The 20,930-nt window shown below is 50.4% G+C and carries 16 protein-coding genes; 8 read left to right on the plus strand and 8 right to left on the minus strand.

Annotated elements, in window-relative coordinates; translation table 11 throughout:
• Window positions 1-60: 60 nt before the first annotated feature.
• Complete coding sequence (locus NX722_RS24005; protein ID WP_262565384.1) at window positions 61-1,455, plus strand: tryptophanase; 1,395 nt, start codon at window positions 61-63, stop codon at window positions 1,453-1,455.
• Here the strand turns inward: NX722_RS24005 and NX722_RS24010 are convergent.
• Window positions 1,442-2,098: a histidinol-phosphatase gene (locus NX722_RS24010; RefSeq protein ID WP_262565386.1), complete on the minus strand. Its 657-nt coding sequence runs from the start codon at window positions 2,096-2,098 to the stop codon at window positions 1,442-1,444. The two genes, NX722_RS24005 and NX722_RS24010, sit on opposite strands and share 14 nt — an antisense overlap.
• Window positions 2,099-2,399: 301 nt before the next feature.
• Here NX722_RS24010 and NX722_RS24015 point away from each other — a divergent pair, with 301 nt between their 5' ends.
• Both NX722_RS24015 and ptsP read left to right on the plus strand, forming a co-directional pair.
• A complete protein-coding gene (locus tag NX722_RS24015) occupies window positions 2,400-2,891 on the plus strand; it encodes an RNA pyrophosphohydrolase (RefSeq protein WP_262565387.1) in 492 nt (163 codons plus the stop codon).
• 139 nt (window positions 2,892-3,030) lie between these two features.
• Window positions 3,031-5,307 (plus strand): phosphoenolpyruvate--protein phosphotransferase, encoded by a 2,277-nt coding sequence (gene ptsP / locus NX722_RS24020; protein WP_262565389.1) that lies wholly within the window; start codon window positions 3,031-3,033, stop codon window positions 5,305-5,307.
• Window positions 5,308-5,481: 174 nt separating this feature from the next.
• Here ptsP and NX722_RS24025 read toward each other — a convergent pair whose 3' ends face one another.
• Entirely contained in the window at window positions 5,482-5,898 is a 417-nt protein-coding gene (locus NX722_RS24025; protein WP_262565391.1) for a hypothetical protein, read from the minus strand.
• Window positions 5,899-5,997: 99 nt separating this feature from the next.
• Here NX722_RS24025 and NX722_RS24030 point away from each other — a divergent pair, with 99 nt between their 5' ends.
• A complete protein-coding gene (locus tag NX722_RS24030) occupies window positions 5,998-7,233 on the plus strand; it encodes an ISL3 family transposase (protein WP_262563604.1) in 1,236 nt (411 codons plus the stop codon).
• A 73-nt stretch (window positions 7,234-7,306) separates the two neighbouring features.
• Here the strand turns inward: NX722_RS24030 and NX722_RS24035 are convergent, their stop codons facing one another.
• Window positions 7,307-8,071, minus strand: a complete 765-nt coding sequence (locus tag NX722_RS24035) for an NRDE family protein (protein WP_262565393.1) — start codon at window positions 8,069-8,071, stop codon at window positions 7,307-7,309.
• Window positions 8,072-8,153: 82 nt separating this feature from the next.
• On the opposite strand from NX722_RS24035, the gene NX722_RS24040 reads away from it, so the two are divergent.
• Window positions 8,154-8,948 carry a carbon-nitrogen hydrolase family protein gene (locus NX722_RS24040; RefSeq protein ID WP_262565395.1) on the plus strand — a complete coding sequence of 265 codons (795 nt, stop codon included), beginning with the start codon at window positions 8,154-8,156 and terminating at the stop codon, window positions 8,946-8,948.
• Window positions 8,949-9,019: 71 nt separating this feature from the next.
• On the opposite strand, the gene ppk1 is transcribed toward NX722_RS24040, so the two are convergent.
• Both ppk1 and hemB read right to left on the minus strand, forming a co-directional pair.
• The gene (ppk1, locus tag NX722_RS24045; protein WP_262565397.1) at window positions 9,020-11,230 is read right to left on the minus strand and encodes a polyphosphate kinase 1; all 2,211 of its coding nucleotides are present in this window, start codon (window positions 11,228-11,230) and stop codon (window positions 9,020-9,022) included.
• 131 nt (window positions 11,231-11,361) lie between these two features.
• On the minus strand, window positions 11,362-12,360 hold the full coding sequence (gene hemB, locus NX722_RS24050; RefSeq protein ID WP_262565399.1) for a porphobilinogen synthase: 999 nt from the start codon (window positions 12,358-12,360) through the stop codon (window positions 11,362-11,364).
• Window positions 12,361-12,486: 126 nt separating this feature from the next.
• On the opposite strand from hemB, the gene NX722_RS24055 reads away from it, so the two are divergent.
• The 3 genes from NX722_RS24055 to NX722_RS24065 all read left to right on the plus strand — a co-directional run bounded on the left by NX722_RS24055 (window position 12,487) and on the right by NX722_RS24065 (window position 16,220).
• Entirely contained in the window at window positions 12,487-14,607 is a 2,121-nt protein-coding gene (locus tag NX722_RS24055) for an FAD-dependent oxidoreductase (protein ID WP_262565400.1), read from the plus strand.
• Between the two features lie 126 nt (window positions 14,608-14,733).
• Complete coding sequence (locus tag NX722_RS24060) at window positions 14,734-15,792, plus strand: hypothetical protein (RefSeq protein ID WP_262565401.1); 1,059 nt, start codon at window positions 14,734-14,736, stop codon at window positions 15,790-15,792.
• A 74-nt stretch (window positions 15,793-15,866) separates the two neighbouring features.
• Entirely contained in the window at window positions 15,867-16,220 is a 354-nt protein-coding gene (locus tag NX722_RS24065) for a hypothetical protein (protein ID WP_262565402.1), read from the plus strand.
• Window positions 16,221-16,234: 14 nt separating this feature from the next.
• On the opposite strand, the gene NX722_RS24070 is transcribed toward NX722_RS24065, so the two are convergent.
• The 3 genes from NX722_RS24070 to NX722_RS24080 are packed head-to-tail and all read right to left on the minus strand — an operon-like array spanning window position 16,235 to window position 20,884.
• Window positions 16,235-17,608 (minus strand): sigma-54-dependent transcriptional regulator, encoded by a 1,374-nt coding sequence (locus tag NX722_RS24070; protein WP_262565403.1) that lies wholly within the window; start codon window positions 17,606-17,608, stop codon window positions 16,235-16,237.
• Window positions 17,605-20,718, minus strand: a complete 3,114-nt coding sequence (locus tag NX722_RS24075) for a sensor histidine kinase (RefSeq protein ID WP_262565404.1) — start codon at window positions 20,716-20,718, stop codon at window positions 17,605-17,607. Before NX722_RS24075 ends, NX722_RS24070 begins: the two co-directional genes overlap by 4 nt.
• Window positions 20,708-20,884, minus strand: coding sequence for a hypothetical protein (locus tag NX722_RS24080; RefSeq protein ID WP_262565406.1), 177 nt, complete (start codon window positions 20,882-20,884; stop codon window positions 20,708-20,710). The genes NX722_RS24075 and NX722_RS24080 overlap by 11 nt, the downstream gene beginning before the upstream one ends.
• Between the last annotated feature and the right edge of the window lie 46 nt (window positions 20,885-20,930).

Below are 20,930 nucleotides of genomic sequence, written 5' to 3' on the forward strand. Positions count from 1 at the left end.
GCATAATACCCGCCAGTGCCTAAACTGTTGTCTCGATTCTTATATCACCGGAACCAGGGCATGAAAAGAATACCCGAACCTTTTCGTATAAAAATGGTGGAGCCGATCCGGATGGCCACCAGAGTTGAGCGGGAACAGGCTTTACGGGCAGCGGGCTACAATCCTTTTCTGTTAAAGAGCGATGATGTTTACATTGATCTTCTGACAGATTCTGGTACAGGTGCCATGAGCGACCAGCAGTGGTCTGCCTTAATGGTTGGGGATGAGGCTTATGCGGGCAGTAAAAGCTTTATTCGACTCCAGCAGGTGGCTCAGGATATCTTTGGTTACGAATATGTTCTGCCGACCCACCAGGGGCGGGGGGCAGAACAGATTTTATTTCCTGAACTGGTTGCCCGGACCGGCCACAGCCAACCCGTTTTTATCTCTAATTACCACTTTGATACCACGGCAGCCCATGTGGAACTGGCCGGCGGTCAGGCAATCAACCTGGTTAAGGCCGAAGCGTTTGATACCGGTTATGCCGACCTGTGGAAAGGTGACCTTGACCTTAACCGCCTTCAGGAAAGCATTGCCACAACGGAAGTTGGGCAAATTGCCGGCATTATTATCACGATTACCTGTAACAGTGTTGGCGGGCAACCGGTTTCAATGGGCAATATACGTGCCGTCAGTGAAATCGCCAGACAGCATAATATTCCGGTGATACTCGATTGTGCGCGCTTCTGTGAAAACGCCTGGTTTATCAAACAGCGTGATCCGGATTATGCCGCAATATCACTGCCGGACATTATTCGGGAAATGTTCAGCTACGGCGACATGCTGACGCTCTCGGCCAAAAAAGATCCGGTGGTGAACAGCGGTGGTTTGTGTTGTATCCGGGACGATGAAGACCTTTACCGCAATGTATCAGTTCGCTGTGTGCCGATGGAGGGGTTTATTACCTACGGCGGTATGACCGGGCGGGATATGGAAGCTCTGGCGACCGGGCTCCGGGAAGGAATGAACGAAGGTTTTCTCAGCTATCGCATCGGGCAGGTAGCGTATCTGGGAGAATGTCTGCATCAGGCGGGGATTCCTATTCAGTCCCCGACGGGGGGGCATGCTGTGTTCATCGACGCTAAAAGGATGCTGCCGCATATTCCGTCTGAGCAATTTCCGGCACTGGCATTGTCCAATGAACTGTATCTGGAGTCGGGTGTCAGAGGTGTTGAAATCGGTTCACTGTTGCTTGGGCGTGACCCTAAAACCGGTGAGCAGAAACCTTCGCCTATGGAATTGATGCGGCTGACGATTCCCAGAAGGGTCTATACCAACGACCACATGGATTATGTGGCTGAGGCATTACAGGCTGTTAATGAGCGGGCTGAGAGCATTAAAGGCGTTCAGATGATTTATGAGCCGCCGGTACTCAGGCATTTTACAGCCCGCTTCAAGTGGGTTAGCGAAGGTTAAGCACTGGCCAGTCGTTTTCCCGCGCTGCTTTTTCCAGCTCCGGATCTGGATTAACAGCAAACGGGAAATCTACCTTTTGCAACAGCGGCAGATCATTTTTAGAGTCACTGTAGAAATAGCTGCCTTCCATACTGAACTCAGGGTTTTTGGTCAGCCATTCCTGCAGACGTAACACCTTGCCATCCTGGAAGGTTGGGATACCAGTTACTTTGCCAGTGTAACGGTTATCCTTAATCTCCAGCTCGATAGCCAGCAGCGTATCGACACCAAACTCATTGGCGACAGGTTCAGCTATAAACTGGTTGGTGGCAGTGATGATCATCAGATGATCGCCCTGGTCCCGATGCCTTTGCAGCAACGCCCGGGCTTTTTCGAGCATAACCGGACGAATGTGTTCGTGCATAAACAGTTCGTGATATTGCTTCAGTTCACCCATGGTGAAATGAGTCAGTGGTTCAAGGGCAAAATCCAGATACTGGTCAATATTCAGGCTGGCTTGCATGTACTGCTCATAAAAATAATCATTTCCCTTTCGGAAAGTTTCCACGTCTACCAGTTGTTGTTCGCACATGAACTCAATCCAAAGACGATCGCTGTCATCAGCGATCAGAGTATTATCCAGATCAAAAATTGCGAGAGCCACAAGACCTCCTGTTAGTCTCCACGGTTGATGAAATTTTTATAACTGCAGGCCATGAAATAGTTAAGGACGCAGTTCAGACCGGAACAGTCTAAGGCATCAATATGACAAAAACAGGACTAAGGTCAGCTTTTAACAGGAATTTTTGCAGGTTTGTGAATACAGATAACCTGTGAGTAAGGACTAACCTGTCTGTTTTCAGAGGCAGATCAATATTAGTCTAACTAAATTGGCATCTTCGTTGCTGTGTTTACGCCGTTTGTGAAACAATGCGTTATAAGAAACATTTTAGGTAGCCGCAGGCGTGATTGATTCAGATGGATTCAGACCAAACGTCGGTATTATCCTCGCAAATCAACACGGTCAGGTCCTTTGGGCGCGGCGTATAAGACAGGACGCATGGCAATTCCCCCAGGGGGGAATTAATGATGGAGAATCTCCGGAAGAGGCCATGTACCGGGAGCTCTATGAAGAGATAGGCCTTCAGCCGGAAGACGTGGAAATTCTGGCTTGTACCCGGGGATGGTTGCGTTATCGATTGCCTCGACGTCTTGTACGCAAAGAGCAGTACCCACTCTGTATTGGACAGAAACAGAAGTGGTTCCTGCTGAAGTTGCTCACAAGCGATGACCGTGTCAGCGTGGATCATACACCGTCCCCCGAGTTCGACGGATGGCGTTGGGTCAGTTATTGGTACCCTCTTGGGCAGGTTGTGTCATTCAAGCGGGAAGTGTATCGACGAGCCTTGCGGGAGCTGGCTCCAAGGATTGGGCGTCTGCAGGGTGGTGGTAGTTAACAAACCCTGACACACTCTGATGTTGATGCTGTCCGGTAATGGCTCGACCTGAGGCAGGTGCTACTGAATAGACGTCACTGATTTTAATACAGGCGTCACCGATTAAGGAATTTCAGGCGGAGGTTAAGAGCAGACGACTATGTTGAACACCCTGCGCACAATTGTTCAGGAAGTCAGTGCTGCCTCTGACCTCAGGGCCGCGTTGCAGATTATTGTGCAGCGTGTTCGGGACACCATGAAGACAGACGTCTGTTCTGTTTACCTGTTCGACCAGGAACAGAGTGAATATACCCTGAGTGCTACGGAAGGGCTGAACCCTTCTGCTGTAGGGGTGGTGAAAATGACCCAGTCCGAAGGACTGGTCGGGCAGGTTGGGCTTCGGGAAGAGCCGATCAACCTTGAAGACGCTGCTGCACATCCCAGATTTCTCTACATCAAAGAAACCGGCGAGGAACGTTACCATTCGTTTCTCGGGGTGCCTATTATCCATCATCGCCAGATTCTTGGTGTTATGGTGGTTCAGCAAAAAGAACGCCGTCGTTTTGATGAACACGAAGAAGCGTTTCTGGTCACCATGTCTGCCCAGCTGGCAGGGGTGATAGCCCACGCCGAAGCCACAGGTTCTCTTCTCGTTACACCGAACAACCCCAGAAAAACTGCCCGATTTCAAGGGACTGCCGGCGCCTCAGGTGTTGCCATTGGTGAAGCGGTTGTAGCCGCGCCTCCGGCAGACCTGGGGGCTGTGCCTGATCGTCAGCATGACGACCTTGACGCAGAACTGGCTTTACTGGATCGGGCGCTGGAAGCCGTGCGTGCGGAAATGAAAGCAACGGCAGCAAAACTCTCAGAACTGCTTCCAGTGGAAGAACAGGCTCTGTTTGATGTTTATCTCAGTATGCTGGATGACAATGCGTTAGGGCTTGAAATCCGTAACCAGATCATGGCAGGCAGCTGGGCTCCCGCTGCCTTGCGGTATGTCATTGATGAGCATGTCCGTAATTTTGAAAAGATGGAAGATGCTTACCTGCGGGAACGGGCAGCCGATGTCAAAGACCTTGGTCGACGGGTGCTGTCCTACCTGCAAAAAGAAGACAAAAACAACATCATTTACCCAGACAATACCGTTCTGGTCAGTGAAGAGTTAACGCCGGTCATGCTGGCCGACGTTCCCCATGAACAGTTGTCAGGTCTGGTGTCAGTGAAGGGATCGGGCAACTCCCATGCCGCCATTCTTGCCAGAGCGCTGGGTATCCCTACGGTCATGGGAGCGGTTGATCTGCCCTTCCTGAAACTGTCGGGAAACCAGCTGATCGTCGATGGCAACCTTGGGTTGGTTTACTCGACCCCTTCCGCTGAGTTGCTGGAACACTACCAGGTAGTGGTTGAAGAGGAGCAGGAGTTTACCGAAGGACTTGAAGCAATCAGCGGTTTGCCCTGCCTGACGCCTGATAACTATCGAATTCCCCTTTGGGTCAATACGGGATTGATGACTGATACCGTTCGTTCACTGGACCGGGGCGCTGAAGGTGTAGGTCTTTACAGGACCGAAGTGCCTTTCCTGCTCAGGGAACGTTTCCCCAGTGAACTGGAACAGGAAAAAATCTACCGGCACCAGCTGGAAGCTTTTGCTCCAAGACCTGTGACCATGCGAACCCTGGATATTGGCGGTGACAAGTCCCTGAGTTATTTCCCCATCAAAGAAGATAACCCATTCCTGGGCTGGCGGGGCATTCGGGTAACACTGGATCATCCGGAAATTTTTCTGGTGCAGGTACGAGCCATGCTCAAGGCCAGTGTCGGGCTGGATAACCTCCGGATTATGCTGCCCATGATTACCAGCGTGTTCGAGGTGGAAGAGGCGATGCACCTTATTCATCGCGCACATACCGAAGTATTGTCTGAAGGTCTGCCCGTGGTGATGCCGCCGGTCGGTGTCATGATCGAGGTGCCAGCGGCGGTCTATCAGGTCAGGGATCTGGCAAAGCAGGTTGACTTCCTGTCCATCGGTTCCAATGACCTTACCCAGTACCTGCTGGCGGTTGACCGGAATAACCCCCGTGTTGCCGACCTGTATAACTCCTACCATCCGGCGGTATTGCAGGCTTTGCAAAAAGTCGTTAAGGACGCCCATAAAGAAGGTAAAACCGTCAGCATTTGCGGCGAACTTGCCGGAGACCCTGCAGCGGCAGTGCTGTTAATGGCAATGGGGGTTGATATGTTGTCTATGAGTGCCACGAACCTGCTTAAAGTGAAGTGGGCATTGAGGCGGATGACCATGGAAAAGGCCAGGGATATACTGGCTGAAGTGTTGACGATGGATAACGCTCAGGTGATTCGCAGCTCTCTTGAGCTGGCACTGTGCCGTGAAGGACTTGGTAAAGTTCTGGGTATTAAGAGCCGCCGTTTCAACGATTGATTTCCTTCCTCACTTTCTCCCATTGTTGTCTATTTTTCTGGCATTGATTTTTCCAAAACGTAGTTAGCAAAAAGTGTCGTCTACTATTGCCCGGTTTCTGTTGTTTAGACGGCAGAATTTGTATAAATCGGGCTGCATTCAGACATTTGCATGAGTTCAGCCCTTAACAGCTTCTCAATTTTCAGGCGATATTTGTGCCTGCAGGTCGATGTGTACGACGTCTGTTCTTTGAACCTCGTAAAAGAGGGTGACTTTTTTGATGACGCGACCATGGATTTCGATAGGAATCATCCTTGAATTTAAGCCCGACCGAACCGTTCTCTGAATGCTGACATTGATGTTGTCTCCGTCGTTCAGTATCAGCTTGGCATAGTGTATGTCTATGTTGCCTTTTGAAGCATGAAAACGAATAGCCTTAATGTTCTTGCTCTGAAATGATTTCAGTATCGGTATGTTGACCATCTGCGCGGTAGATCGTACATGTGTACTGCCAATCGTTTGCCAGTTTTCTTCCTGTGCCAGAGTCAGCGTTGATACGAACAGTGTTGATACCAGCAGTGCAGCAGAAAGAAGGTAGCGGAAACTCAGCATTCTGAAATCCTCTTAATACTTATTGCAAATAATAGGCTCTTCCTCAATTTGAGTGGGTGATTTATTATATTCTGAAGCACTCAATGCAAGGATGCACCGATGCGTGATAAGCAACTCTATTCTCAAATACTGGGTATTGAGTCTCCTTGGTTCGTTTCTGAAGTTGAATTGTCATTACAGGATCAACAGGTTCGGGTATTCATTGAACACAATGGTAAAAAGGCCTGCAAATGCAGTGTTTGCGATAAGCCCTGCTCTGGCTACGACCACATCACTCAGAAGTGGCGTCATCTGGATACCTGTCAGTTTCAGACTATTCTAGTTGCCAGGGTTCCACGGACCCAGTGCCCTGAGCATAAGGTGTTAGCCATCAATGTGCCCTGGGCTGAATCTGACTCTCGATATACAGCTCTGTTTGAAGCCCTTGTTATTGACTGGCTAAAGGAGGCAACTACGAAGGCAGTTGCACGACAAATGAAGCTTGGTTGGAATGCCATAGACGGTATTCAGCAGCGTGCAGTGAAGAGAGGACTGGCTCGTCGTGATGCTAAGCCACCAAAACGAATCGCTGTTGATGAAACCTCATTTCAAAAGCATCATGAATACGTCACAGTGGTCACTGACCACGACCAAGGCGTTGTTATTCACGTTTCTGATGACCGTAAAAGTGACAGTCTCAACGAGTACTTTGACACACTGCCCTATGACCATAAAGAGGGGATCGAATGCGTGACGATGGACATGTCCAAGGCTTACATCAAGTCAGTCAGTGAGAATGTTCCAGACGCAGATCAGAAGATTGCATTTGATAAGTTTCACGTTGCTCAGTCTCTGGGTAAAGCTGTCAACAAGGTTCGGATAGAAGAGAACAAAGCCCTTGTAAACCAAGGTGTAGAGCTGCTTAAGGGGACTCGCTACGACTGGCTGACTAACCCTGAAAACATGTCTGAAGAGCAGTGGGATAACTTCGAACCACTGAGAAACTCGACACTTAAAACAGCTCGCGCCTGGGCCATCCGGCAAATGGCAATGAGCTTATGGAATTACAAGTCCAGAGCTTGGGCAATCAAGGCCTGGAAGAGGTGGCTATGCTGGGCGCAGAGATGTCGGCTTGAGCCCATAAAAGAAGTTGCCAGAACGGTCAAAGAGCACTTGTGGGGTATCATCAACGCTATTGTCCTTGAGGCTAATAACGGTCGAGCAGAGGGAGTGAACAGCAAGATTCAGAGTTTGAAGAATCGGGCTTGTGGCTTTCGAAACCGTGAAAGATATAAGACAGCGATCTACTTTCATCTTGGAGGCTTGGACTTGTACCCCACTGGCGTACATCGTTGAAAACTACCCACTTAAAACAGGGAAGAACCAAATAATAAGAAGGTAGCCACTTTTCTCTGGAGTAGCTGACAGATCACTCGTAACCAATAGAAAAGTGTTTCCACTCTAAATGACAACCGTTTGTGCCGTAAGTCTGTTCATGCCAGCTGACTTCTTTATGACGATTAAATATCAATACACTGGTGTTTCTTGTTCCATAGATCGGGCTGCTGACAAATGCACTGGAAAGCAACCTCTCCTTTTCTCTGCCTATACCTGTGTCTGGCAGCAAGTGGCTAGGGAACGTTGTCGTATTCTGCATAATTTGCAACAGGGCTTTCGGCTCTGCGAAATTATCCTTGTTCAGCACTTTAGTGACGGCATCCCTGGCGTTTAGCAGTTTCGGCCAGGGTGTATTCAGCAACTTATTGCACAGCCCATAAACACCGGGTTCGAGTTTTTTCACTACGTCTTCAATATTGGAATAGTAATAAAGTTCATTAATGCTGCCTGCCAGAAAGTTGAATCCACTGTATCGGAGGGCATTTTTCTGAATGTTATTTATGAACGAATGCGTTGAGAGGGAGCTGTTCAAACAGTCTGTTACCAGTTGTCCCCTTGAGATGTCTCCTTCAGGAGCTGGCCACTGGCGATAATTGGTCACCGCTGCAAACCGGCCGGACCGGTTCAGAGCCAGCCAGCTACCCCATGCCTCCTGATCCCGGCCTCCGAAAATATCAGGATGATCTTCCCAGAAATGAGCCTGGGCTGTAGGGCGGTCATAGAACTCGTCCCGGTTAGCCACTAAGGTCAGCGGGTAGCTGGCATCAGGCTGCCAGGAAAAAATAATCAGGCACATAAAGACGTAGCCTTTGATTTATTAATGGAGTTAAGTGTGGCAGTGTCAGTAAAAGAAGAAAAGTTTTAAAGAGGTTTTATCCATGCTTAAAGCCGCTGTCGTGCAATTATGCTCCAGCAATAATATCCGGGACAATCTTGCCCATATTGATGCTCAGCTTGCCCCCATAATAAACGAAGCGGTTGATTTAATTCTGTTGCCTGAGTGTTTTGCCCGGTTTGGGGGTGATGTTTCTGCCTTCGGGAAAAACACGACAGAAGTCAGGCAGTGGATGGCAGACACTGCCCGTCGACACAAAGCCTGGTTGATAGGCGGCTCCATTCCCTTTCAGGTTGATGCCGGACAAAACAGCAGGGCGTCCTGTTTTGTGTTTAACCCTCAGGGTTTACTGGAAAGTCGTTATGACAAAATTCATCTGTTTGATGCCAGTGTGGCAGACCAGCAGCGTTTATATCAGGAGTCCAGTGATTATTCGGCGGGAGATCAGCCACTCGTCGTTGATATAGGTGAAGCACAAATCGGTTTAAGCATCTGCTATGACCTGAGATTCCCGGAGCTGTTCCGGAAACTGGTGTCTGCCGGTGCCAATATTATTACCGTACCTTCCGCCTTTACCCACGCTACCGGGCAGAGCCATTGGGAAGTGTTGCTAAGAGCCAGGGCGATTGAAAATCAGTGTTATGTACTGGCAGCCAATCAGGGTGGGGTGCATCCCAATAAACGACAGACCTGGGGGCATAGCATGATTATTTCTCCCTGGGGAGAGGTGTTGGCACAGGCAGAAAAAGACCCGGTTGTCCTGACAGCCGATCTGGACATGAAACTGCTACAGGAAATTCGTACAAAAATGCCCTGCCTCAAACACAGAAAGCTATAAACACCAGATCTCCCCACCCCAAGCCCGCAACAAACACTACGGGCTACGGGCTACGGGCTACGAACCACGGACTACGGACTACGAGAAACCCCGGATACGTAGTTCGTCAAACTCTCCAACAGTTTGCGCTGAACATTCCGCCGACGCTGCCCGCGTGTCGGCTTGTTCTGCACATAAGAACCATCACTTTGCAGTGTCCAGCTGCGTACGTTGTCACTCAGAAACAGTTCCAGCTCTTTCCTGATGCGGTTAGCCATTTTGGGTTCTTCAACCGGGAAGCAGGTTTCAATCCGGTTATTCAGGTTTCTGCTCATTCCGTCGGCGCTGGAGCAGTAAACCTGGCTTTCACCGTCGTTTTCAAAGTAGAAAACCCGGGAATGCTCCAGAAAGCGGCCAACAATGGAGCGCACCTGAATGTTTTCCGACAAGCCCTCAATACCGGGCCTCAGGCAACAGATACCCCGTACAATCAGGTCAATTTTTACGCCTGCCTGAGAAGCCTTATACAGCGCACGAATCATCTGCTTTTCAGTCAGGGCGTTGATCTTGATAATGATTCGGGCGCTTTTGCCCTCTTTGGCATTGGCGGCTTCATGGTTGATGCGGTCAATCAGACCTTTCTTCAGGGTAAAGGGGGCGTGCAGAAGCTTTCTCACCTTGAAGGCTTTGCCCATGCCGGTCAGTTGCTGGAAGATTTTGCGCACGTCGTTGGTGATGTCCTTGTCACAGGTCAGCAGGCTGTAATCGGTATACAGACGGGCATTGCCAGCATGGTAGTTACCGGTGCCCAGGTGGGCGTAACGCTGAATACTGCGACCTTCCCGCCGTACAATCAGCATCATTTTGGCATGTGTCTTGTAGCCCACTACCCCATAGACGACAACGGCTCCTGCTTCCTGCAGTCGTAAGGCCAGCGCAAGATTCTCCTCCTCATCAAACCTTGCCCGGATTTCTACCACCACGGTCACTTCTTTGCCGTGTCGGGCGGCTTCTACCAGTGCATCTGCCATTTCAGAGTGAGCGCCGGTTCGGTACAGCGTTTGACGAATCGCCAGCACATTCGGGTCTTTCGCTGCCTGACGCAGCATATCAATGACCGGCGTGAAGGATTCGTAGGGGTGGTGCAGCAGAATATCGGCTTTCTTGACATAATCCAGCACGTTTTCGGTGCTGTTCGGACGAGATTGCAGAACCTTCGGGTATTCCGGTGTGAAAGGCGGGAATGTCAGGTGCTCATCGGCACCATTGTTGCAGACTGACATCAGGCGGGTCAGGTTCACCGGGCCATTGACCCGGTAAACCTCTTCTTCCGTCAGGCCAAACTCTTTTAACAGGAAGTCCACCAGAGGCTGTGGACAGTTGTCGACCACTTCCAGACGCACCGCCTCGCCATAACGACGGGAAAGCAGTTCACCCTGAAGCGCCTTGGCAAGGTCTTCAACTTCATCTTCCAGGTCAAGGTCGCTGTTGCGGGTCAGGCGGAACTGGTAGCAGCCCTTGACCTTCATGCCCGGGAACAGGTCTTCCATATGACGATGAATGATAGACGACAAGAACACGTAATTTGTACCGTTATTGTCGCATATGTCATCAGGGAGTTTGATGACTCTTGGCAATGAGCGAGGTGCCGGAATAACAGCCATGCCGGTATCACGACCAAAGGCGTCTTTGCCTTCCAGCGAAACAATAAAGCACAGCAGTTTATTAGCCAGACGTGGAAACGGGTGCGCCGGATCCAGGCCGATTGGGCTGATAATCGGCATCACTTCGTTGTAGAAAAAACGCTTAACCCAGATTCTCTGTTTCTCATTCAGCTCTGAACGTTTAATGAAGTGTATGTTTTCTTCTTTCAGTGCTGGCAGCAGGGTTTCATTCAGAATTTGATACTGACGGGTGACCTGCTCTTTGGCATAAGCGTTGATTTCTTTCAGCACTGCCCGAGGTCCCATACCATCCAGACCCACCAGTTCACGACCGTAACCGATCTGCTGCATCAATCCGGCGACACGAATTTCAAAGAACTCATCAATGTTGGAGCTGTAGATCAACAGAAAGCGCAGGCGCTCAAGCAGGGGGTGTTCTTCATTAAGTGCCTGCTCCAGCACCCTGGTGTTGAACTGCAAATGACTCAGTTCCCGGTTGATGTAGTACTCCGGGTTGCTCAGGTCGGTGATCCGGGGAGGCGCTTTTGCCGCTTCCTGTTTTGAGGGCGATGAACCACCTGTCGCTGAATCGTCGGTGTGTGTGGCAGATCGTGAAGAAGGTTGTTGGGTATTGTCCATAAAAACTCTTACTGCGTTCTGAAAGCGCTGGGGCAAACTGCCCCAAGCTACCAGAAAACTGTTACAAAAAAATGATTGTTATGGTTATTACAGCCTCATATCCATTGTTCAGACTAGCAATACTGCTGAATTTAGCCTTTCAGGCATTTTGCCGCTTCTTTGGCGAAATAGGTCAGAATGGCATCAGCGCCGGCACGTTTAAAGCACAGCAACGACTCCATCATAACTTTTTCACCGTCCAGCCAGCCGTTTTCCGCTGCGGCCTTGTGCATGGCGTATTCACCACTGACCTGATAGGCAAAGGTGGGCACTTTGAATTTTTCTTTTACCCGGCGTAAAACGTCCAGGTAAGGCATACCGGGCTTCACCATCACCATGTCTGCCCCTTCTGCCAGGTCAGCGGCGACTTCGTGCAGCGCTTCATCGGAATTGGCGACATCCATCTGGAATGTGTATTTATTGCCTTTTCCAAGGTTGCCAGCTGATCCCACGGCATCTCTGAAAGGTCCGTAGTAGGCTGACGCGTATTTGGCAGAGTAAGCCAGTATGGAGGTGTTGTTAAAGCCAGTTTCTTCCAGAGCCTGCCGAATGGCACCGATTCGCCCGTCCATCATATCTGAGGGGGCAACGATATCGGCACCCGCTTCGGCGTGGGATAACGCCTGTTTAACCAGCACCTCGACAGTGGGGTCATTGATGACATAGCCGGTTTCATCCACTAATCCATCCAGACCATGGCTGGTGAACGGGTCCAGCGCCACATCGGTGATGACTCCCAGCTCCGGGTAGTGTTGCTTAATAGCACGAACGGTGCGCTGAATCAGCCCTTCCGGGTTATAAGCTTCCGTGGCATCATCGGATTTTTTATCCTGTGGAATCACCGGGAACAGAGCAATGGCGGGTATACCCAGGCTGACCAGCTCATCGGCCTCCCGTAACAACTGGTCAATGGTGACACGTTCCACTCCCGGCATGGAAGGCACGGCTTCCCTGTCATTCACACCTTCCTTGACAAAAACAGGGTAAATCAGGTCACTGGCCGATAAAGAGTTTTCCTGCATCAATTGGCGTGAGAACGTGTTGAAACGCATGCGTCTTGGGCGGTTGCCGGGGAATGAACGTTGAATCATGGAACTGCTTACCTGTTTGTTCTATCCGCTCAGGGCTGTCTGTTTGTCTACCTGAACGCTTGATAAGATTATACGGGAAATACTTAACAAGTCTTGTGTCGCCTGTAAACAAACGAGTTTATAACCATGAAAAAAACAAAAATTCTGTTGCTGCTGGTGCTGATTACAGCCATTGGTGCTTTTTATTCGCTGGATGCTCAGCAGTACCTGACGAGAGACTTCTTTCAGTCACTTTACTCTGGGAATCCATTGCTGACAGCGGGCGTTTTTTTTCTTATCTATGTGGGGGTAACAGGGCTTTCGCTTCCGGGGGCAGCCATTCTGACCCTGATTGGCGGGGCTATTTTTGGCCTTGGCACCGGTTTATTAATTATTTCTTTTGCCAGCACCATTGGCGCAACCCTTGCTTTTCTTTTTTCCCGCACGCTGCTCAGCGACTGGGTGCAGAAGAGCTTCACCGATTACATGGAGACCATTAATAAAGGCGTCAAAAAAGATGGAGCCTTCTATCTTGTCTCTTTGCGTTTGATTCCGGTGGTGCCGTTTTTTGTCATCAACCTGGTGATGGGGCTGACGCCCATCAGGGTCTGGACATTTTACTGGGTAAGCCAGCTGGGCATGTTGCCGGGAACGGTTGTGTACGTGAATGCCGGGGCTCAGCTGGGGCAGGTGAAAGAGCTGTCGGTTGCGGGGATTCTGACACCAGGGCTGGTGGGCTCCTTTGTCCTGCTGGCTTTGTTTCCCTGGCTGGCACGAAGCGCAATGGAACTGCTGCGCAGACGACGGATTTATAAATCCTTCCGTAAACCGGTTCAGTTTGATAACAACCTGACCGTGATTGGTGCAGGTTCTGCCGGACTGGTCAGCAGTTATATTGCCGCCGCCGTTAAGGCGAAGGTATCACTGATCGAAAAGCATAAAATGGGAGGGGACTGCCTCAACACCGGCTGTGTTCCCAGTAAGGCTCTGCTTCGGTCTGCCAAAATGGCGCATTATATGCGGCGGGCTGAGGAGTTCGGGCTTGAAAACGTTAAAGCCGATGTGAACTTCAGAGCCGTTATGGAAAGGGTCCAGAGGGTGGTTCAAACCGTTGAGCCCCATGACTCTGTTGAACGGTATACCGGTCTGGGGGTGGACTGCGTCACCGGTTCTGCCAAAGTGCTGTCACCCTGGGAGGTGGAAGTGGATGGCAGGCGTATCACCAGTCGCAACCTGATCATTGCCAGTGGCGGACGTCCTTATGTGCCACCCTTACCGGGGCTGGACCGGGTGAAATGGTACACCTCAGACACCATCTGGGAGATTCGTGAAAAACCCGGCACCCTATTGGTGATTGGTGGCGGCCCCATTGGTTGTGAACTGGCCCAGGCATTTATCCGCCTGGGTGTGCGTGTGATTCAGCTGGATCACGGCACCCGTCTTCTTCATCGGGAAGATCAGGATGTGTCAGAGCAGGTACAGGCACAGTTTATTAATGATGGTGTTGATCTGAGACTGAAGCATGAAGCCCGCTCTTTCCATAGTGAGGATGACCGGCAGTGGCTGGAAGCAGGCGTGGAGGGCGAAAAGGTTGACATTGAATTTGATGCCGTTTTGTTTGCCACAGGTCGACAGGCCAATACCAGCAATATGGGTCTGGAAACACTCGGGATTGAGCTGACGGAACGGGGAACCGTGCAGGTTAATGATTATATGCAGACCCGTTTTCCAAACATTTATGCCTGTGGTGATGTGGCCGGGCCTTATCAGTTTACCCACGTAGCGGCGCATCAGGCCTGGTATGCTGCTGTAAACGCCCTGTTTGGCCGGTTTAAGAAGTTCAGGGTGGATTACTCGGTGATTCCCTGGTGTACTTTTACAGACCCGGAAGTGGCAAGAGTTGGGCTAAATGAAACGGAAGCCCAGGCACAGGGCATTGAGTACGAGGTCACAAAGTATGGCATTGACGATCTGGATCGTGCCATTGCTGACGAAGAGGCCAGAGGCTTTGTCAAAGTGCTGACCCGGCCCGGAAAGGATAAGATTCTGGGGGTCACCATTGTTGGCTATCATGCGGGCGAGCTGATTACAGAATACATCAGCGCCATGAAGCATGGACTGGGCATGAACAAGATTCTGGGGACGATTCATATTTACCCAACCCTGAGCGAATCCAACAAGTATGCAGCGGGAGAATGGAAGCGGGCTCATGCCCCGGAAAAAATTCTGGAATGGGTGAAGAAGTATCATTCCTGGATGCGTCGCTGAACGACTTGTCATACTGCTAGATTTACAGAAGAGCCTTTTTGTTGAGGCTCTTTTTGTTTCTTGTTTTGTTTCTTGTTTTGTTTCTTGTTTTGTTTAAATTGACTCAGAACGTTTGCAGTAGGGACTATGGCAACCATTAATTCGCATCAGGAAGCCGTTACTTCTATTCAGAGCGGTGCCAGACAGCCGGATACTGGCAGGGCTTCTCAAGATTCCGCTACTAATCCTGAGCGGCTCAGTCGTTCCAGCATCACGCCTGAAAAAGGAAAGGCAATGCTACGCAAGGCTCCCAGCCTGTCTTCCATTCCAGAACAGTCATCGATTCAGGAACGAAAAGCTGAAAGACTGCCTGCCGACAAGGTGAAAACTCAGCTGCCTGCTACCCGGTCTCAGGCCTCCTCTGATTCACTTGAAGGTAATCTGGAAGAGCTGGCCAGAGACATTAAGTACTTCAGAAGTAACAGACGAAAAGCCGAAAGCAAAGGTAGCGAACATGACTATAAGCAGCAGGTTCAGCAGCTGGACCGTGAGCTTCAGGTGGTCAGGCGTCTCAAAAATAGCGTGAAGGATATAGCCAGAATGCCTGCGATGGCTGATTACAGTTTTATCGAGAATCCCGGTTCAGGTCTTGCCAGTCAGGCTCACGGGGTTCTAAAGGATGCCCGCGCTGTAGTGACAGAAGCAAAACAGGAGCTGGCGGAAGCCAGAGAAAAACTCAGTGCCTTTAAATCCGGACAGCGTTCAACCAGACGGTTGCATAAGGCTTTTCAGTCGCTTCAGAAGGGCGTTTTAACATTCAATAAAGAGCAGCCTTCAGGTTCGCTCAACTCTGTGCGTGACCATACCCGCCATCTTCGCTTGCTGGACAATCAGCTATCCCATGCCAAGGCAGTTCTGAGTGGCTCGGAGAAGTTATTGCAATCTCGGCGCAAAGCCAGTGACAGGGGCGTTGAGCTACCCGATTTCCGGGAGCAGGTGCAGGAGATACATTCACAGGCGAACAGTGAAGTGAGCCGTCTCAAAGAGGAAATTACGACGGTTAGAGACAGTCGTAAAAGCGCTAAGCAGCGAGAAAAGCAGGAAAAAACTGAGCTGAAAAAAGCGAAGCAGCAGGCACGGCAAAAAGAAGAACAGGCCATCAGCCCGTCAACCCAACCCATTGATCGTTTCCAGACAAAGCTATAATGACTATTCAGCCATAAATCGAAAAGGAAATTGCATACCAGACCAAAGACTGTTGGCTGGTATGGTCAGACTCTATGAAAGATGATGAATTGAATCAGTTGCACAAGAAACTCGATGAGTCCATTGCTTTCCATCAGGCTCTGAGTGAAGAGATTGCTTCGGTTCAGCACGATGCAGGTGAACAGGCACAGCATCTGTCCAGGTTGAATGGCAGTATGGCGATGCTGGAAGGCAGTGATGAGCCTGATGAAGTGCTGGCAAAAAGAATCGATGAACTCAGACAGGAACTGGATGAAGCTGAAGCTTATTACAAATCCCTTCAGGCCAGAGAGAAAAAACTGCAAACTGCCGAAATACATGCAGCCCAATCCGTACAGTCCCTCCAGAGTGAGCTTAAAATTGAAGAGCTGAAAAAAGGCCGGGACTGATAGCCCCGTCAGGTTCAGGTTGCTGAAGCCTTTTTCCTTGGAATGCCAAGCTTTTGCCGACGTTCCCAGAGCGTCTTACGGCTGATACCCAGCTTTTGTGCCAAATCTGTTTCAGTCATCTGATCCTGATGCTCAAGTACGAAGCGCTGGAAGTAGTCTTCCAGTGTCAGACCATCCTGAGCGTTGTCCTCGTGCTGTAACTGTGCATCAACTTTAAACAAAGAGGCTTTAACCCGGACATCAAGGTCAAGGTATTCCGGAGTGATGATATTGTCATCGCACAGAATAACAGCCCGTTCAATGGCGTGTTCCAGCTCCCGGACGTTGCCAGGCCACTGGTGCTGACAAATAGCAGCCATGGCTTCCGGAGAATAGGCGTGCGGCTCCTGTCCCATTTTTTTACAGATGCTGCTCATCAGTTTTTCTGCCAGCATCAGGATATCCTTGCCACGTTCACGCAGTGCAGGGATGCGCAGCTCTACCACTTTCAGCCGGTAGTAGAGGTCCTGACGAAACTCACTGCTGGCGGCCAGTTGTCTCAGGTTACGGTGCGTTGCCGCAATGAGTCGTACATCCACTTTTTGTGACTTAACGGAGCCTATACGACGAATTTCGCCTTCTTGCAGAACCCTGAGCAGACGGGCCTGAGCCTCCAGTGGTAGTTCACCAATTTCATCAAGGAAGAGTGTGCCGCCAGAAGCGGCTTCAATTAATCCTGCCCTGGCGCCGGTTGCACCGGTAAACGATCCTTTTTCATGACCAAACAGCTCGGATTCAATCAGGGTTTCCGGAATGGCGGCGCAGTTTATCGAGATCATAGGGCCGCCTGAGCGCTGACTATGCCTGTGAATGGATTGGGCGACCAGTTCTTTGCCGGTGCCGGACTCACCCTGAATCAGTACCGTTGCACTGGTTGGAGCGACTTTTTTGATGCGACGAAACAAAAGCCGCATGGCATCGCACTGCCCGAGCATACCATCGAAGCCTGCCTCTTCTGTTTCATCCTGTGGAACTGTTGGACTGTCTGGCTTTTGGCGACGTGCCAGAATCTCTGTAACCCGTTCCAGCATTTCGTGGTGGTCAAAGGGTTTGGCAATGTAGTCAACAGCCCCCAGTTTCATGGTACTGACAGCAGAGTTGAGGCTGGCATAACTGGTCATGATCAGCACCGGCGTGTCACCCGCAAGATGAATCATTTCCGTACCGGGAGAACCGGGAAGGCGCAGGTCGCTGATAATCAGGTCAAAGCTGTCCAGGGTATACGACAGTTCTGCTTCATGCACAGAACCTGCTTCGCTGATAGTGTGTCCGTGACGTTCAAGAAGCCTTTTTAAAGAGGCCCGGATAATTTCTTCGTCTTCAACAATCAGAATGTTTCCGTGACTCATACGGCTTCACCTTCCATCATGGATTCCGGGTGAGAGGCTGTCAGCTCTCTGGTTTCTGAACCATCTTCGTTTGACGGGTTACTCTTTGTCTCACTGCTTTTTGCATCACTGCTTTTTGCATCACTGCTTTTTGCATCACTGCTTTTTGCATCACTGCTTTTTGCATCACTGCTTTTTGCATCAAGGCGGGGCAAAGAAATAATAAATCGTGTGCCAGTTTTCAACACTTTGTTGACCGGGCTTTCAACCCGTATTGAACCAAAGTGTTCTTCAATAATGTTCCAGGTTAAAGCCAGTCCAAGGCCGGTTCCCTTGCCGGGCTCCTTGGTGGAAAAAAAAGGTTCAAAAAGGCGATTTTGTATAGTGCGGGAGATTCCGTGCCCCTGATCTTCAACCGTCAGGGTGACCGTCTGGGCGTCTGCCTTTGTCAGCAAGGTCACCTTGTCATTGGCTGTAGAGGCATCTACCGCATTAGACATCAGGTTGATCAACACCTGCTGTAGTTTCTGCTGGTCTCCAGTGACCATGTGGTCAGGCTGGCAACCGTTAGTAAACTGGATCAGGCTGTTTTTATGACTCAGTTGTAAAAGGCTGATGGCCTCATCAGCACAATGCTTTAGAGATACGACACCTGACTTACTATCATTGTGACGTGCCTGACCAGTGTGGGCATAGCTGACCAGTGTTCGTACGATGCGGGTTACCCGCTGGGTCTGACCCAGCATCTGGGCTGCTACTTCCCTGGTACCGGGATCATCTGACAGGCTTATTAGTTCCTGGGCAAGGCAGTCAATAGCAGTAATCGGGTTGCCGATTTCATGGGCGACACCTGCCGCCAGTTGACCTATCGAAGCCAGCCGTTCGCTGTGAAACAACTGGTTTTCAAGCATCTGATTTTCTGTGCAGTCTTCCAGCAGCATCACTTTATTGCCTGTTGTGCCCGACGCAGGCACTTCCACCATGGCTTTGTGAATACTGAAATAGCGTTGTGTTCCTTCCACCTCCAGTTTGTGGTTATGCAGGTGCAGGTTATCCAGCGATGAGAACTGGCAAAGCAGCTCGTTCCAGGGAGGGACCAGATGACGAATGTTAAGCCCAAGCACTTTGCTGGCGTCAATGCCGGTCATCTTTGACATGGCCTGGTTCCACAGCATCACTTCCTTATTTGCGTCAACGGAAAACAGTGCGAGGGGCAGTTTATCCAGTGTGTCCCGGTGATAGCGGCGCAAACTGTCCAGCTCGGCAGCCAGCCCACTGAGTCTGGAGTGATAAGACTCCAGCCGGGATTCCATAAAGTGAATGTCCGGGGCAACGTAGTCCTTCTGCTGGTCCCAGGGCAGAAAGGTTTCTACCATGCTATGGGCAACCGTGGGGCCAAACAGGCCGGACAGGTTTTTCTCCAGCCTTTCCCTTAAACGACGCAGGGCGTGTGGGCGGGTTTCATCTTCACGCATATTGAGATCAGACAAAGCTTTTTGAACTTCTTTGGCTGCCGTGCTGCTGCCCAGCGGGGTACTGAGCATTTTCTGGAACTCATAGGTGGATGAGGCGATTGGAATTTTGTGATTGTTCCGGGTTGGGCTTTCAACCTGACAGGCTGCTGCCGCACTGGCTTCCTCGGGAGACATTCTGGTCAACAGAGAGACCAGAATAATAAACCCGGCGTTAACGGCAAGGGAAAGAAACACTACCTGATGCCAGTTGTCGTACAGCATGTCCTGATAAACGACAAAAGACTGGTTATAGAGACTGATATCAATGATCAGGGGGATGAACATCGTGATCAGCCAGACCAGGCTGCCCGCAGCAAGGCCGGCAATAAAACCGTAGTGGTTGGCTTTGGGCCAGTAGAGAACGCACAGAGCTCCGGGTAATAGCTGTAACGCTCCGACAAAGGCTACCATGCCCAGGTTATAGAGGGAGTGCTGGCTGTCGAACAGCAGATAAAAGCCATAGGAGGCCATAATCAGGGCGCTGATCAAGAGGCGCTTAAGCCAGACCAGAGTCCGGTAAATATCAACTTCCAGATTGGCCTTTGGTCGCCAGAACGGCATCACCAGATGATTCAGTATCATCGACGACAGTGCCAGTGTCGTTACTATGATCAGGCCGCTGGCGGCGGTCAGGCTGCCAATAAAGGAAACCACCGTAATCCAGGGTTTATTGAGAGCCTGACCAATTCCCAGGGCATAGTACTCAGGGCTGAAAGGCAGCGCCAGTTTAACGCCAGCCCAGGTAAGAATGGGAACCACCAGGCTGAGAATCAGCAAAAAGAATGGAAAAGCCCAGCTGGCGATATTCAGGGCGTGTTGGTCTCGGTTCTCTGTGAATGTGATGTGAAACATGTGCGGCATCACAATAACAGCTGCAAAGAACAGCAGCAGCATGCTGCGCCACGGCCCGTTTTCTATTGGCTGTTGAAGGGTCGCCATGTGGTCACTGTTGGAATGCAGCCACAGGTTCAAGCCCTCAACACCACCAAACACGTCGTTTAAAGCAACAAAGCCGAGTGTCAACAGAACGGCGAGCTTCAGAACAGACTCAACCGCAAGCGCCATCACCAGCCCCTGATGATGGTCGTGGCTGGATATATGCCGGGTGCCAAATAAAATGGCAAACAGCGTGACCAGTACACAGAACAGGAACGCCAGATTGATTCTGGAAATATCCTGATTAATCAGATGAATGCTGTCTGATACGGCCTGAATCTGGAGCGCCAGCAAAGGCATGATGCTGGCCAGCATAATCAACGTTGCAATAATTCCGGCGGCAGAACTGCGAAAACGGAATGCAAACAGATCGGCAAGAGAACTCAGCTGATAAGACCGGGTAATTTTCAGAATGGGGGTCAGCAGTATGGGGGCAAGAAGAAAGGCGCCGCTGACGCCTATATAGAGGGTTAAAAAAAGGTAACCACTGTCTCTGGCTATGCCAATACTGCCATAGTACGCCCAGCTGCTGGCATAAATGCCCAGTGACAGAACATAAGTAATGGGGTGTCGGACAATGGCTTGAGGTATCCAGCCTTTGTCAGTAATCCAGGCGATGGAAAACAGTAGCAGCAGGTAAGCCGCACTGACAAATAACAGGGGCTCCAGGTCATAACCCATCGACATCCCCTCGTGGCTGCAACAGGAACCCTGTCAACACTACCAGCAGCCACAGCAACCAGGGCTGGTACCAGGCATCACCATAGGTTATCCACCACTCCATGATCGCGGTTGAGAAGAAAAAGATGCCTATTAAGAGAGCCAGTACCAGGCGATAGATATACATAGAACGACGGTGCTTATCTGCTGGACTGCCATGTTATAACTAATAG

Origin of the sequence: Endozoicomonas gorgoniicola, assembly GCF_025562715.2 — a bacterium.
GTDB lineage: Bacteria > Pseudomonadota > Gammaproteobacteria > Pseudomonadales > Endozoicomonadaceae > Endozoicomonas_A > Endozoicomonas_A gorgoniicola.

What these genes read in the sequence shown, in the direction of transcription:
- NX722_RS24005 (WP_262565384.1), top strand. Translation starts at nt 61, where the DNA reads ATGAAAAGAATACCCGAACCTTTTCGTATAAAAATGGTGGAGCCGATC.
- ptsP (WP_262565389.1), top strand. Translation starts at nt 3,031, where the DNA reads ATGTTGAACACCCTGCGCACAATTGTTCAGGAAGTCAGTGCTGCCTCT.
- NX722_RS24025 (WP_262565391.1), bottom strand. Translation starts at nt 5,898, where the DNA reads ATGCTGAGTTTCCGCTACCTTCTTTCTGCTGCACTGCTGGTATCAACA.
- NX722_RS24030 (WP_262563604.1), top strand. Translation starts at nt 5,998, where the DNA reads ATGCGTGATAAGCAACTCTATTCTCAAATACTGGGTATTGAGTCTCCT.
- NX722_RS24035 (WP_262565393.1), bottom strand. Translation starts at nt 8,071, where the DNA reads ATGTGCCTGATTATTTTTTCCTGGCAGCCTGATGCCAGCTACCCGCTG.
- NX722_RS24040 (WP_262565395.1), top strand. Translation starts at nt 8,154, where the DNA reads ATGCTTAAAGCCGCTGTCGTGCAATTATGCTCCAGCAATAATATCCGG.
- ppk1 (WP_262565397.1), bottom strand. Translation starts at nt 11,230, where the DNA reads ATGGACAATACCCAACAACCTTCTTCACGATCTGCCACACACACCGAC.
- hemB (WP_262565399.1), bottom strand. Translation starts at nt 12,360, where the DNA reads ATGATTCAACGTTCATTCCCCGGCAACCGCCCAAGACGCATGCGTTTC.
- NX722_RS24055 (WP_262565400.1), top strand. Translation starts at nt 12,487, where the DNA reads ATGAAAAAAACAAAAATTCTGTTGCTGCTGGTGCTGATTACAGCCATT.
- NX722_RS24060 (WP_262565401.1), top strand. Translation starts at nt 14,734, where the DNA reads ATGGCAACCATTAATTCGCATCAGGAAGCCGTTACTTCTATTCAGAGC.
- NX722_RS24065 (WP_262565402.1), top strand. Translation starts at nt 15,867, where the DNA reads ATGAAAGATGATGAATTGAATCAGTTGCACAAGAAACTCGATGAGTCC.
- NX722_RS24070 (WP_262565403.1), bottom strand. Translation starts at nt 17,608, where the DNA reads ATGAGTCACGGAAACATTCTGATTGTTGAAGACGAAGAAATTATCCGG.
- NX722_RS24075 (WP_262565404.1), bottom strand. Translation starts at nt 20,718, where the DNA reads ATGGGTTATGACCTGGAGCCCCTGTTATTTGTCAGTGCGGCTTACCTG.
- NX722_RS24080 (WP_262565406.1), bottom strand. Translation starts at nt 20,884, where the DNA reads ATGTATATCTATCGCCTGGTACTGGCTCTCTTAATAGGCATCTTTTTC.